The sequence below is a fragment of the Candidatus Protochlamydia phocaeensis genome, from assembly GCF_001545115.1.
GTDB lineage: Bacteria > Chlamydiota > Chlamydiia > Chlamydiales > Parachlamydiaceae > Protochlamydia_A > Protochlamydia_A phocaeensis.
Genome location: NZ_FCNU01000020.1, coordinates 17,277 through 31,210, shown reverse-complemented (window position 1 = coordinate 31,210; position 13,934 = coordinate 17,277). Strand labels below are relative to the sequence as shown.

Below are 13,934 nucleotides of genomic sequence, written 5' to 3'. Positions count from 1 at the left end.
TGAAATAAGTGTTCTATTAGTTGCCACTCCTCATCCGATAAATCGCTAGAATATTTCTTTCTCATTCAAAATCCTCTCATGAATCCTCATAAAGGATAATTGAAAATAAGGTTTTTTAACAGGCTCTTAGAGGGTGTTCACAAAATCAAATTTTAGTTAATTTATAAGCTAAAAGTCTGATTGGTGAACCAAAATGAGAAAAAAATATCCCGATGATTTAACAGATCAAGAATGGCAAGTAATTGAACCTCTTTTTAGAAGAGAAAATATCAAAAGAGGCAGGCCGTTAAAATATGACCGTAGAGAAATATTAAACGCGATTTTTTATGTATTGCGAACAGGGTGTCAATGGAGGCATTTACCTCATGACTTTCCTCCTTGGAGGGCTGTGTATGTTCAATATGATCGATGGAAAAAAGCTGGTCTTTTTGAAAAGATGAATGCCTTTTTAAGGCAAACGCTGCGTAAAGCTTTAGATCGAAAAGAGAGTTCCTCAGCAGCTATAGCGGATAGCCAATCTGTAAAGACAACAGAAAAAGGGGTATTAAAGGCTATGATGCGGCAAAGAAAGTCAAAGGAAGAAAACGTCATATATTGGTTGACACTCAAGGACTTTTAATTAAGGCGTTTGTTACATCGGCTAGTTTGAGTGATCAAGAGGGATTTTTTGGGATTTTAGATAGCTGGAAAAACCCCAGAAGGAAAGTTAAGCTTATTTGGCTAGATGCCGGCTATCAAGATGCGTTTGGATATGCTAAACAATATGGAATTAATATTCAGGTTATCAAGAGAACAGATAAGCAATTTAAAGTTCTACCAAGAAGATGGGTTGTTGAGCGTACATTTGCTTGGATTGGCAGATATAGAAGATTAAGTAAAGACTATGAATACAGAACTAGTAGTAGCGAAAGTTTTATTTATCTAAGTATGTCTAGGCTAATGCTGGCAAGAATGAAGGTTTTGTGAACACCCTCTTAGGGCGTACCTTTCCTTTAAGAATTGATTATTCATCAGAATAGCAATAATTAATTGAAAATTCAAGACTCTTTAAATTAGATGCTTTATTTAAAGAGCATTAAAATAATTTAACTTAGCCTTATTGGAGACGACAAGAAGAGCTAAGTAAGAGAAGAGTGCTGCTCAAGCCATTGCTCGACCTGGCCCGGCATGACTTCCTTAATTATCCAAGGCTGAACTTGATAATTATCTACGTAAGTCAGCTTGATGGCATTAATATCAACTTGAGCTTTCTTAAGACATTCAAGCAGCGTCACTAACTGGACTTTAGTCGGTTTATAATGCCCGCTGAAAGTGTCAATTTCTGTAATTCGTCCTTCTTTTACTTTAAAGCTGCCGGCAGCTAAAATCGCCTTCCCATTCGACAAGCTCGTGTGATTGGTTTTTCCTCTATTCTTAATTTGCACAAAAAGGCGGCCTGTATGGTCTAGAATATACATGTAAGTTTGATTTGTTAGTCTTTCCAGCTCTTTGCTCTCGACGACCGAAGAACAGGTTGCATAAAAATCAGAAAAAACTTGAGGGGATTGCCCTTGCTTTGCTTGCTGTTCCACCCATGCATTTAAAATAGGACTTCTTGTACAGATGTTTCCACTCTGATCAAATTGCGCTTCCAAAGAAGCTAATTCGGCAGGAGTATAATATTCAACGACGGAAATTTTTTCTCTAAAAGCTTTCAGTTCATCTGGATTAAGTCTCGGAATGACAATGGCATTGAGATAGTCTTGAAAAGAATACTGTTCGTGATAGGAAACGCCCCTCTCATCTTTCTCTGTCTGCCATTTTTTTAGATAGTTTTCCCCTGAAGTTAGGTAACCTGTATAAAGATGGCCTCTAATTCTCTCCTTGCCAATAATAAGTTCCATTCCTAGGGTTTCCATCCAATAGTTTTTATCCAAAAGCATAGAGTTGGGAACAAGAACTCCACAAGCAATATTTTTTTGTAATTTTTTTACGATCGTGCGAAATTTGTTTAGTGCTGTTGTTTTTTTAAAATTTGTCAATTTACTTTCCTTGGCAATTTCATTTCTCATCGCTTGCAAGTGATGCAAGCGATGATCGCCAAAAAACAGTTTTTTAAAAAAGTGCACGGCGATTTTAAATTGATAAATCAAAGAAAACGTTAATTTTCCCTTCAATTTTTCATTTTTAATTTGGACTTGATTATCGCTTAACTTCTCTAAAATAGGATCAATCACTGTCAGTATTTTTTTTAATTCAGATGCTTTTATGTCTGCATTTCCTTTAATTTTATGTAAAAAATTAAAAACAGCAGATTTATTTTCATTGTAATTAGAAACAGAATATCTACAATTACTTAATCGATTTAAATCATTTAATACAGACATACATCTCTCTTTTTATTAAAAATAATCAACAAACAAATTAAAAGACAATTATAACCATTCAGCTATTAATAAACAATAATTTAAAACAAACACAATTAATAAGTTATTGTTTATTAAAAAACTTTAATATTATTAACTAAAAAAAATAGAAAAATTTAAGTCTATAGGATCAGTGAGAATGCCACTGGTTCTATAACGCTAAGAAAAGCTGTTAAGCTTATTCGGGAAGAACCTGCCCGCCCGTAAGTGTGCTTGCTACAAAGGCGGCTACATCAGGATTAAAGAAAAACACGACGTGATAAACGGGAAAATTAGTTTCCTTTGTCCAAACCAACTCTGCAGGTATATTGGCTGGAGGAGTGCCATTTCCCCATTGAACCAATGTAATGTTTGGATCTCCGGCAAAGGTGCTAAGAAGGGAAAAAAAGGCGCCATTCCCATCCCCAGATAGAGGCTGAGAAATTTCTTTGTCACCGACTCGAAAAAAAGGAGAACGAGAAATGGAAATTACGGATGGCTTTGATTTGAGCAATCCTAATAAAGGAAGATAATTTCCTTCTTGATTGCTTAGTTGGATCACAGTGGTAAGAGTGGAAATAAAGGGATTTTGATTGATGCGTCCGGGAATGATAAAGTCTAAAAAGCTGGTCTTTTCCCGTGCGCCTATTGCATAGGTCGCTATGGCTCCACCCTGCCCTGTCGCTGTTCCTACGCGAAATAGCCAAGGATTATTTCCGGGCACAGATAGGGCATTCAAGTCCAAAAGTAAATTCGATCGCAAAGCGGGATAATCATTGAGATTAGAAAGAGCCGTCCCTCCTGGCGTAAGCAAGAAATTATAAGTCGGCATTAAAGACTGGCGCATGGGATCATACAGGCGGAAAAATTGAGTCTCATCTGGAATGAGCCGACCTGATTCATCTACAGCTAAGATGGAGTCTCGATTAATTGTATAATCTGGCCCTGAAATGTCTTTGCCTAAAGTAACCGCACTAAATGCAATTGCAGCTAGACGACCTTCGATTTCTGTTGTAGGGATGAATCCACTCAAAACATCTTGAAAATCTCCATTCCAAGGACGCCATGTATGGACAGTTCCCTCATTAGGGCAGGCGCCTAAAATCAAGTAGCGAATTTTAGGAAGCTGTCTAACAATCCCTTGCTTATCCCTATATAAAGCCCCATAGGCCGGGCTTTGAATATACGCCCGGGCAATAAGTCCGCCTGTACTATGCGTGACAATATCGACATATTCGAGGCCTGGATTTGCTTGGACCGCCTGAGCTAGCCAATAGCCCAGATAATTGACGGCATAAGAATAATTTTCACTCGTCAATAATTCAGCCGTTAAATGACTGAGCATTCCATCAAATTGTCCATCCAACGGAGCAATTGTCATGCGCCAATCAAAAACCGCCCCGAAAAAAGTTTTGCCTTCCTTATATCCAGCTCTTTTTAAAGTACGCACTAACGTATCATAGGAAGGGGATAGTTTGAGCTTTTCAGGAGGAAATCCTCGATTAAAAACAAAAGACATTATTTCCCCTCTAACAGGCGAAGAAGCTGCATATCCTGGGATAAATAATACCGGGACAGACGGACTTCCACCTGCAAATGCCTTAAGAGGCATGCATAGAAACAGCAAAACCGATAAAAAAAAGCCATGCATTCTTTTCATTGATTTGCCTATCTCTAAGAAGATTCTTAAAACTGCTAATGCCTATATCTGGAATATATCTTTTTTTTTATCTTTTAATTATAAATATTTGCTATGAAAAAAGCTTATTTAGAGAAGCCAATACAAGCTTAGAAAAGATCGTATTCAATTTTATATTTCAATTCCACACGCCATGCATATGCGACAGCTCTTTCTTTTAATTTGTATTTTATTCGGCAGCGTTCAGCCTTTCTTGCCCGCTCAAGATTCTGCAGAGGAAGTTTTTGAAGTAGCAGAACCTGTAACAGGATTGCTTGAGAGAAGGAAAGATAAGTCTAGAACAACCGATTATGCTTATAATCCTTATGTTCCAATTGAGCTGTGGGCACAGTTAAAGCCTTATTTTTTGCCAATTAACCATCCAATCAAGAAAAAACTCGATCAGCTCTTTCATGGAGAGCGCGTTACGCTTTCGGAAGAAACCTTTGTCGGAGCTGGATTTAGCATTACTCGTCGCAATCGTCCTTTTAATGCCATTGTGACAGGCCATAAGGACCTTAAAGGCTATCTTGTAAAAGTCTACTTAGATAGCCAATTTGCCGTTTCCGACTGGTACATGTGGCTGAATCGCATTAAAGGCGTAGAAGTCATCCAAGCTTGCTTAAAAAAACATGGCTTTACTCGATTTGCTCTGCCAAGGAAATGGATTTATCCCTTGCCCGCAGAGCCATCCCCTCCTTCAAATGGCCTTTATAACCGCAAAAACTTCATTTTGGTCGTAGAAGATATGCATATTCTGAATCACCAGGATAATGCAAAGGCCTATAAATTGAAAATGACGCGTTCCTTATTAAATGACCTTTACACCGTTCTCATGGAATGCCAATTGACGGATTGCATCTATATTGGAAATATGCCTTTCACTAAAGAGGGGAAAATCGCCTTCGTTGATACGGAGCGCTATTTTAATGGAGAGCCCGATTTCAACCAGCTAAAAAGATACTTGTCCGTTCCGATGCAGGCGCATTTGGATAAGTTAATTCAAAAAGGAATTCCGCAGGATTAAGAGGATTCCAATCGTAACAGCATTTAATGGCAATAAAGCTTATCATTAAAATATCCAAGCCTTATCGGCCTCAAGCTATCTTGGATAATGCTGGATATCGCGCTCAAATCCCAAAATCTTAATAACAAATACAGATTTCTCTTCAGAAAAAGTATAGGCCGTTTCTTTGGACAATACTTCAAATACGTCAGCATGTTCGCCAACAATTTGGGTACTCGTTGCATTAGTGACAACTTCAAGATTTTTATAGGCTTTTAAACGCTCGATGAAAGCTTTAATTGGCGGGCCATAATTTTCTGTAAAGGGATACAAGCTAATTTCAGCTGTAATGCGCATCATGCCTCCTCGAACAGCGTGAACATCTGTTGCTTCGGTTAAATTTTTATTTCCAATAAGGCAGCTTGTGCTATAGGGGCTTCTTCTCTTAGTTTCATGAACTATTTCTATAAATCACAAGAAAAATTTTTCTTTAAAACTCCTAACACTCACATGAGACTTTATTTCTGTTTCACTAATAATCCTATTCATTTTAACTTTAAGCCGTTAGATAGAGCCACCCGCCTGCAAGCAAGAAAGTAATTAAAGTAACGGGAAAGCCGACCTTCGCATGTATTTTCCAATTCAATTTGATTCCAAAACGAGCGGCTTGAGAAATGACAATCAGATTGGCAATGCTGCCTACTATAAATAAATTTCCAGCCAACGTGCTCGATAACGCTAAAAGAGAACCGTTAGAATCCGTATTGACAAAAGGCAGGAGCAGCATGACGGCAGGTACGTTTGAGACAAGATTAGAAAGGATAAATGCGACTAAAGTCAGTGAAAGGGGCGATTGGAGGTCAATATGGTAAGTTTTCAATGAATTCAAAAAATAATCGGCTTGATTAGTGCTTAAAAAGCTTCTATTTACAATAAAAAGACCGATGAATAAAACAAGCAGCTGCCAATCGATAAAGCTTAGCATGGTTTGTGAAGCCATTCTTCGACTTAATAACAAAAATCCTGCTCCGATTAAAGCGACTTGGTCTCTCGGCATATCGGTGAAAAGAAAAATAAGGAGAATAATCAAAATAGTTGCAATCCCCTTTGTGCTTTGCCACCAGTCAAAAGGAATGGCCTCGAGATCAATGGCATGATTTTCATGAAACCACTTCCCTTTAACTTGAAGCTTAATCACCATCCACGTCCCCATTAAGCCTAATAGGCATGGAATCAGAGAGAATTTTAAATAGTGAGCAAAAGGAATATTCAGAACTTGCCCTATTAATAAATTTTGGGGATTCCCAATAAGAGTCAAAGCCGATCCAATATTTGATGCACAAGCCAGCCCTAGCAAAAAGGGAATGGGATTGATTTTCTTTTGAAAACAGACTTTTATTATCAAGGGAGTGAGCGCTAGACAAACGATATCATTGATCAATACGGCAGAAAGGCCGGCGGAAATAAAAATGACAGCTAAAAGCAACTGAGAAGGTGTCAGTTTTCCTTTTCCCATCCTATCGACAATATAGGTATAGAATCCCCCATAAAAAAATTGGGCAGAAATAATCATAAAACTAAAAAGAATGGCAAGTGCCGAAAGATCGATATAACTGGCGGCTTGCGAAATAGAGATGCCCTGCAATTCAATGAACGCAATGGCTCCTAGAAGAGCGATTCCTGTGCGATCTAGGGCAAATCCTGGCCAAAATCCCAAAATCATCCCTAGATAAACGAGGACAAAAATCAGTAGAGCACCCACTTCCATCTTTTAAGCCTTCTGATTTTTGGTTTCAGGCAGACATAATCCATAAAAGCATAAATCTGCAATAGCGATGCAAGCAAGGACGATAAAACTCGTATTGAACCCCCACTGATTGGCAATATATCCCGCTAGAATATTGCTAGCAGAAGCACCCGCCCCTTGGGCCAAAGCCATTAAACCAAAAGAAAAATTAAACCTTCCGGTATCCTTAGCTATATCAGAAATAATGATAACGGCAATGACGCCATAAATGCCAGCTCCTATTCCATCCAATAATTGAATAGAGAGAAGAAGTATGGGATTTTCAGTCAGCGTATATAAGAGCGCACGGATGGGCAAAACGCCCAAAGCGAGCAAAAAGATTGGCTTACGCCCCCATCTATTCATTAAGAATCCTGTCGAATAAGCCACTCCTATCATGACAAATTGCGCTAAGATGATGCATCCGGCCATAAAAAGAGAATCAATCTTGGGATTCATTTTTGATAAAAATTGCCCGACTAAGGGAAGCTGAGCTGCATTGGAAAGGTGAAAAAGAAAACAAGCAAAACAAAAGGCTAACAAATGCGTTTCTTTGAATAGTTGGGAAATAGGCATAGGAGCCAAAGGCTGCCGATTTTCTTCAGGCAGTTCTCGCGCAACCCGATGATTGATTTCTTTAGGATTAATAAAGCCGAGAAAAAAAATGCTCCCGCTAGCAAAGACGATGACCATATATAAAATCCACTGATGGCCAAGCAAGTACCCCACAATTCCTACACTAGCAGCCGTAATGACATTTCCCGCATGCCCCCATGTTTCATTAATGCTTATGCGTTTGGGAAAAGATTGCCTCCCCACCAACCCCAGTGTAATGGCTGCAATAGCTGGAGGAAGAAGAGCAGCCGCTATGCCAATTAAGGCTTGGGCGAAAATGACCGGAACCAATTTAGGAAAATTCAAGATGAGTGAACATCCCACTGAGATTGCAAGACAAGCCAGAAAAATAAGAAAACGTTTAATCTTGAGGGAATCAACAAGCCATCCGCTTGGAACTTGGCTAATCGCAGCCATCAAATCCATTGCTCCAAGAGCAAGGCCGATGCGGCTTGTGTTCCACTCCGGCATAGATGCCAGAAAGATAGATAAAAACGGCCCGATTCCGGGACGCACATCCGATAGGCAAAATATCATCCAATTAAGCCCAAAAAGCGTGCGCAAAGAAGGAATGTGATTTGAAGGCATTCAGATTTTTAAGCGTAAAGTTTTAATCTTTGTATATAGCCATTTTTAATTTGGCAAAAGACAAAAAAAATATTTATTAACCTGAGTTTGAATTGTGCTGCCAATTAGGCAATCCTTCCCTATTCGGATTTTTTTCTGATTGACCGATGGAAAAATCAGGGTAAATCTAGTCCATTAGCGATTTTAATGCCTTCTCTTAAAGGCAACTCTAAACAGAGGGATAGCAACTTGGCATTGACAAAGAACGCACGTGTTTAATAAAATGAAGCCTTACCCTCTAATCAGGTTTTACATTACATGCGTTGCACACCAATTGCCTACTTCTTTTTCTTTTATTCTATACCCTTGAGGCGGGAGGATTGTTAACGCTTGTAAAACATGACAAGTAAATAAAGCCCGCCAAAAGCGGGTTTTTTTTTGTCCTGAAATAACGTGCAATTTTTTTACAAATAGGAGTCTTTATGATCATCACAGTTTATCATCGATTTAGCAGCCGAAGTTTCAAGCAAGCAAGCTTATTAAAAATTAAATTATCAGGAATAAACAATGAAAAACTTCGCCTTAACTCTTTGTCATAGGCCCTGCCTTTTCCCCATCGTTCTTTCTACCTATAAGCAATCTGCTTATTCCCCTTTTTCTTATCACGCTATAGATGCGTTTACCCTCTTCTTTTTCCGATTTAGTCATTTTTTTAGCTAACAAGACCCAAACTGATTGTCGTATCAAATTTTGTTCCTTTAATAAACCAATTTAAACCATTTCTTACCATGCGGTAGAGACGCTTAATCCACAGGCCTCTATTGCCCGGTTAGCTATTTGAGGTAAAAAATTATGCATAAAAAAACGGGCGCTATTTTGTTAATTGCAGGAACTTGTCTAGGAAGCGGCATGATTGCCCTCCCCTTAGTATTGGCAAAGCTAGGGCTTATTCCTAGTATCTTGTTGATGTTATTTATCTGGTTCATGATGTACTACACATCTTTGATTAATTTGGAGCTTAATTTGCAAATTGGCCAAGGCCTGCCACTGGGCCATTTAGGCAGGCATTTTTCCGGAAAAGGCGCTGAATTAGCAGGAACCATCAGCTTAAAAATGCTTTCTTTTGCTTTGCTTGCTGTCTTTATTTATGGAGGAAGCTCTGTGATACAAGAATTAATCAGCACTAGTAAGAGCGGCTCTTTCAATCAAGTGGCTGCTGGCTATGCGTTGATTATCCTAGGTCTTTTGCTATTGCCTTTAAAACTCATTGATTATGTTAATCGTTTGTTATTTATAGGACTGCTGGCGGTCATTGCCATCTTGATTGCCGGTCTTGCAGTAGCAATTGATTGGTCTCATTTGCCTTTATTTTCCGATAAATCTGGGGACATATCCATTTGGATGGTTTTGATTCCTGTTGTTTTTACGTCTTTTGGCTTTCAGGTCATCTTCCATACTTTGACAAATTATTGTGATAAAAACCCAAACACCCTTAAGCAAGCCTTTTTCTGGGGAAGCCTCATTCCAGCCCTTGTATATATCGTATGGAATAGCAGCGTTCTAAGCGTGATTTATCATGACAACCCTCTTTTCTATAATCAAATGGTTGAAGGAAAAATAGAAGTTGGTGAATTAATTCAAGCTCTTAGCAATGTTGCGAAATGGGAATCGATTCAGCTATTGGTGTGGTGGATTTCCATTCTTGCCGTTTTAACATCGGCTCTTGGTGTGGGAATTGGCCTTTGCGAAGCGATTGAAGGCATGCTGCCTAAATCCATTGGCCATTCTGCGCTACGCCGAGCGCTTGCTGCAACCATTACCGTTTTGCCAGCGTATTTAGTGGCCATCTACGTTCCCGATGCTTTTATTACGGTTTTAGGTTTCGCCGGTATGATTTTGGCGGTCATTGCCATTTTACTTCCCCTTTACTTGTTTAGAAAAATAAAATCAGACAAATTATTTTACCAAGAATTAAAGGCTAAACCGCTGATTGGACTTTCTCTCTTTGTAGGCATAACCGTTATTATTGGCGAACTAATCAATATGGCTTAGCTAAATAGAAAGGAAATTTATCTGTCTTAACGGTGTCTAGAGCGTATTGCCAATTAAGCAATGAGTCCCTATTTGAATCCGGGCCATTAGCGGATCGGCGATATGCTCTAAGGAAAACCTCTAATCACCACATAGGGCTTGCAGGCCATTTTTATGCAAATGCCCAGCATGCGCAAAGAAACGCGATCGAAAACTTTATATTTTAAACTTTATAGAATTTAAAATTATTTAATGGTATCTAATGCGCTCGATGCTATAAATATTTTTGCTGGTTAAAGGCAATTTGAATCTTACGAACGCTGACTTTTAAGTTTTATCATGACAGCCCCTGATATATCCATCTCTTATTTTGAAATTATTTGCCGCCTATCTCTGGCCACCTTATTTGGCGGTTTAATTGGAATTGAACGAGAAAAAATAAGCCGATTTGCAGGCCTAAGAACGCATATGTTAGTGTGCATCGGCTCTGCCCTTATTATGATAGTGTCTCAATATGGCTTTCACCACATTTTACAAAGGCAAAATGTTATCTTGGATCCTTCCCGAATAGCCGCTCAAGTAGTGAGCGGAATTGGATTTTTGGGGGCAGGGACCATTCTTTTTTATAAAGAAAAGATTAGAGGGCTCACAACCGCGGCTAGCTTATGGGCTGTAGCCGGATTAGGCCTATCGGTTGGAGGAGGCCTCTATTTTGTTGCATTCACTGCCGCTATTTTAATTTTTATCGTTTTAGCTGTGCTCAAGCCTCTTGAGAATAGATTTTTTAGAAATACCCAGAAAGATATTAGACTTTTAATTAAACCAAGAATCTCTTTAGTAAAACTAGAAGAAATTTTGACGACCTTAAATTTATCGTCTCAATTAAAAACCCTGCAAATCCAAACCGAACACGAAGAGGATGTGATTTATTTGGTTTTCAATTTCAATATAAAAAATGATTGCTTAAAACTTGCTGATGAAATCAAAAATATACCGGGTATTGAGAAAATTGAAATTTTAGAGTAAGGAGAGACTGTCATCGAATCGCATACTCTTCAAAACGCAAGCATCTTTTTTTATTCTCTTCCTTTACCGAAGATTCAATCATTTAATTGCCTATGAAACATTTTGATTCCTATTATGAACCGCTCCTATTAATAGAATCTGCAATCTGTTGAGTAGGTTAATGAAAAAAACGCTAGGCTTTTTTAGCTTGATTTATTTTTTTATTCCCCTTGCTCTACTAGAAGGGGCTTTTTCCCCTAAAGAAGCGATAGCCACTGTCCAGACAGCGGAGGCCATTGAAAGCAAATGGAGCAAATTAAATGCCAACAATGACCATGGATTTTGGTTTGATAATAATTTTGAAAAACATCTGCCTCTGAATTTCTTTATGCGCTTCCATACCGAGCATCGCTGGGGGAATGATTATCGCAAATTATGGTATCAGGAATACACACTCACCCTCCAATATGATATGACCCGATTCTTAAAAAAATATGCGGATAAAATCGTCTCAAGTTTTTTAATAGGGCCTGCCTATAACGCCGTTTATCAATTCCAAAAAAACACAGAAGGGCATTATCAATGGGTCTATATCAGTGAATGCATGTTACAGGCCGACCTCGTTTTATCAAAATGGGGATGGCGCATCCAACAACGCTTGCGAGGAGAGCTTCACCATTATTGCAAAAATCACTACAAAGACTATGCGTTATATAGACATCGGCTAACTATTTTCACGCCTTGGAAAATCACGCGTTGGAATATCAATCCCTTCATTGCCAATGAATGGTTTTTTAGAAAGAATACCTACCATCAATCACACCCGACAGGCCTTGTAGGCGGCTGGTACCAAAATCGATTTAGAATTGGAATAATGCTAGATCTATCTCCCGATGCAGCATCTGCAGCTCTATACTGGCAATGGAGGACGGATAAAACCCTTCCCGATATTCATCCTAGATGGATAAATCTTTATACTTGGGGTCTCTCAACGGTCTTCCCTTTCTAGCCATTTAAGCAGGCATTTGAAAATTGTTTATGCGCTCCAAGATACTTGCTTATCCAAGCTCATATGTCGTCATGCCATAGATGCCTTGCAGATCTAGGCTAGGATTACCATTTCTATACATGCGAATGACTTCAAAAGTGGGATTCATTTGATAGTGCTTAGCCAATAAGTGGGCATTTTGATTAGGCTCTGGAACATCCAGGTAAATGGGTCCTTCTTTGACTTTCGAGCAGAGAGCTTCAAATAAAACCTGAGCAGCCGTTGAAGAGGACGAAAATAAAGGGCCTATTTTATAGCCGCTGGCACATTTACGGATGACTCCATAGCCTTGCAAAGCTTGATCTTCTAGATATCCCAAAGCATAGCTATGGGATTGATTGATCCAGCTGTGTAGAAAATGGGGACGCTGCGCTGGAAAATATTGCCGGTCAAAGGCCTCTAGCTGTTTAAAGGGGATTGCTTTTATATCTATTATCTGTGGAGAAAAGGGCGCTGCAAGCGGAGAAGACAATTCATAACGCGTATTCTTGTGTGCTGGGACATAACCAATTCTTTGATACTTGGATACATTATTTAAGACTCCGTCAATCCCCGTGATGCGATTGCCCACATACTTTAAGCGCTCATTGGTGAGCTGAATGCCAAATCCTTGCTGGCGGAACTCCGGTTTAACAATATACAAACCGCAGAAAGCAAAGCGGTCATCATATATGACAGCTGCTCCGGTGGCAATAGGCTCCCCATTTAACAAACCGATAAAGAATCCGCTAGGGTCGGCTTGATAAAAACATTGGCTATCATTCAAGCCCGGATTCCACCCTTCTTTCTGGGCCCAGTCCAAAGCGATCTGCACTTCATTTTCTTTCATTCGCCTAATTACAAATTGCTGATTCATTTCTCTACCTTAACTGTTTAGATTGAGTAGTGCCGATACCAATGATTGGCGATGTCTTCTCGCCGGCAAATCCAGATGCGATCAAAAGAGAGAATATAATCGATAAAACGAGCCAATGCGGCACATCGCCCAGGCCTGCCCGACAAACGAGCATGGAGGCCAATTGTCATCATTTTAGGAAATGCCAATCCCTCTTGATATAAATAATCAAATGCGTCCTTTAAATAGCTAAAAAAGTCTTCGCCTGTATTCCAGCCTGGAGAAGTCGCATAACGGGCATCATTAGTATCCAAAGCATAGGGAATAACGAGATGTTTTTTTCCTTCAAGGGATTCCCAATAAGGCAAATCATCGGCATAGCTTTCCGAGTCATATCGAAGGCCTGCCTCTATAATCAACTTACGCGTATGCTTGCTCCGCCTTCCCATATACCAGCCTGCGACATCTTTTTGGGTAAGGGATTGAATAATCCCAAGCGTCTTTTTAATGTGCTCCCGCTCTAGCGCTTCATCGACTTCGTTATAATTGATCCAACGATAGCCATGACCTGCAACCTCGTGCGGACTTTCCCTTAGCTTGGCAGCTAACGTGGGATTCCGCTCTAACGCTAATCCAGTTGTAAAAAGTGTAAGAGGAAGGCGATACCTTTCAAACAAAGACAGAAGCCGCCAAATTCCCGCTCGGCTTCCATATTCAAATAACGATTCGGCAGATAAATGACGCTCATCCTTCAAAGGGGCTAATCCTGGCCAATCTGTTAAATAACTTTCCGATTGCGCGTCGCCATCTAGGACGTTTCTTTCCGATCCCTCTTCATAATTTAAGACAAAGCTAACCGCCAAGCGGGCATTCTGCGGCCAAACGGCTTTTGGCAAGCGGTTGCCATATCCAATCAAATCCCGCATTTTAGATCCGTCATTTTTGCCATTCTAATTATTCTGCCTCTTCAAGTTGCTTT

Annotated in this window: 12 protein-coding genes; 5 read left to right on the top strand and 7 right to left on the bottom strand. The window is 39.5% G+C overall.

Annotated features, from left to right (window positions below):
* The first annotated feature begins 193 nt into the window (after positions 1-193).
* Positions 194-966 (top strand): IS5 family transposase gene (locus BN3769_RS14460; RefSeq protein ID WP_154017850.1). Its coding sequence is split into 2 segments (ribosomal slippage): positions 194-560 and positions 560-966, totalling 774 coding nucleotides; the frame shifts between segments, so codons are not numbered across the junction.
* A gap of 152 nt (positions 967-1,118) precedes the next feature.
* Here BN3769_RS14460 and BN3769_RS06795 read toward each other — a convergent pair.
* Together BN3769_RS06795 and BN3769_RS06790 are read right to left on the bottom strand one after the other, a co-directional pair.
* Positions 1,119-2,366, bottom strand: coding sequence for a hypothetical protein (locus BN3769_RS06795; RefSeq protein ID WP_068468923.1), 1,248 nt, complete (start codon positions 2,364-2,366; stop codon positions 1,119-1,121).
* A 217-nt stretch (positions 2,367-2,583) separates the two neighbouring features.
* The gene (locus BN3769_RS06790; RefSeq protein WP_154017849.1) at positions 2,584-4,044 is read right to left on the bottom strand and encodes an esterase/lipase family protein; all 1,461 of its coding nucleotides are present in this window, start codon (positions 4,042-4,044) and stop codon (positions 2,584-2,586) included.
* 178 nt (positions 4,045-4,222) lie between these two features.
* Between BN3769_RS06790 and BN3769_RS06780 the strand changes: the two genes are divergently transcribed.
* Positions 4,223-5,089: a hypothetical protein gene (locus BN3769_RS06780; RefSeq protein WP_154017848.1), complete on the top strand. Its 867-nt coding sequence runs from the start codon at positions 4,223-4,225 to the stop codon at positions 5,087-5,089.
* Positions 5,090-5,164: 75 nt separating this feature from the next.
* On the opposite strand, the gene BN3769_RS06775 is transcribed toward BN3769_RS06780, so the two are convergent.
* The 3 genes from BN3769_RS06775 to BN3769_RS06765 form a co-directional block, all read right to left on the bottom strand.
* A complete protein-coding gene (locus BN3769_RS06775; protein WP_154017847.1) occupies positions 5,165-5,428 on the bottom strand; it encodes a YkoF family thiamine/hydroxymethylpyrimidine-binding protein in 264 nt (87 codons plus the stop codon).
* Positions 5,429-5,624: 196 nt separating this feature from the next.
* The gene (locus BN3769_RS06770) at positions 5,625-6,836 is read right to left on the bottom strand and encodes an ArsB/NhaD family transporter (RefSeq protein WP_068468914.1); all 1,212 of its coding nucleotides are present in this window, start codon (positions 6,834-6,836) and stop codon (positions 5,625-5,627) included.
* Between the two features lie 3 nt (positions 6,837-6,839).
* Positions 6,840-8,057 carry an MFS transporter gene (locus BN3769_RS06765; protein ID WP_068468911.1) on the bottom strand — a complete coding sequence of 406 codons (1,218 nt, stop codon included), beginning with the start codon at positions 8,055-8,057 and terminating at the stop codon, positions 6,840-6,842.
* 831 nt (positions 8,058-8,888) lie between these two features.
* Between BN3769_RS06765 and BN3769_RS14455 the strand changes: the two genes are divergently transcribed.
* The 3 genes from BN3769_RS14455 to BN3769_RS06750 all read left to right on the top strand — a co-directional run bounded on the left by BN3769_RS14455 (position 8,889) and on the right by BN3769_RS06750 (position 12,081).
* On the top strand, positions 8,889-10,088 hold the full coding sequence (locus tag BN3769_RS14455) for an amino acid permease (protein ID WP_079989452.1): 1,200 nt from the start codon (positions 8,889-8,891) through the stop codon (positions 10,086-10,088).
* Positions 10,089-10,406: 318 nt separating this feature from the next.
* Positions 10,407-11,093 carry an MgtC/SapB family protein gene (locus tag BN3769_RS06755; protein WP_068468910.1) on the top strand — a complete coding sequence of 229 codons (687 nt, stop codon included), beginning with the start codon at positions 10,407-10,409 and terminating at the stop codon, positions 11,091-11,093.
* A gap of 160 nt (positions 11,094-11,253) precedes the next feature.
* Positions 11,254-12,081, top strand: coding sequence for a porin family protein (locus tag BN3769_RS06750; protein WP_068468908.1), 828 nt, complete (start codon positions 11,254-11,256; stop codon positions 12,079-12,081).
* Between the two features lie 49 nt (positions 12,082-12,130).
* Here BN3769_RS06750 and BN3769_RS06745 read toward each other — a convergent pair whose 3' ends face one another.
* Both BN3769_RS06745 and BN3769_RS06740 read right to left on the bottom strand, forming a co-directional pair.
* The gene (locus BN3769_RS06745; RefSeq protein WP_068468906.1) at positions 12,131-12,976 is read right to left on the bottom strand and encodes a GNAT family N-acetyltransferase; all 846 of its coding nucleotides are present in this window, start codon (positions 12,974-12,976) and stop codon (positions 12,131-12,133) included.
* 17 nt (positions 12,977-12,993) lie between these two features.
* Positions 12,994-13,881 (bottom strand): allantoinase PuuE, encoded by an 888-nt coding sequence (locus tag BN3769_RS06740; protein ID WP_068468905.1) that lies wholly within the window; start codon positions 13,879-13,881, stop codon positions 12,994-12,996.
* Between the last annotated feature and the right edge of the window lie 53 nt (positions 13,882-13,934).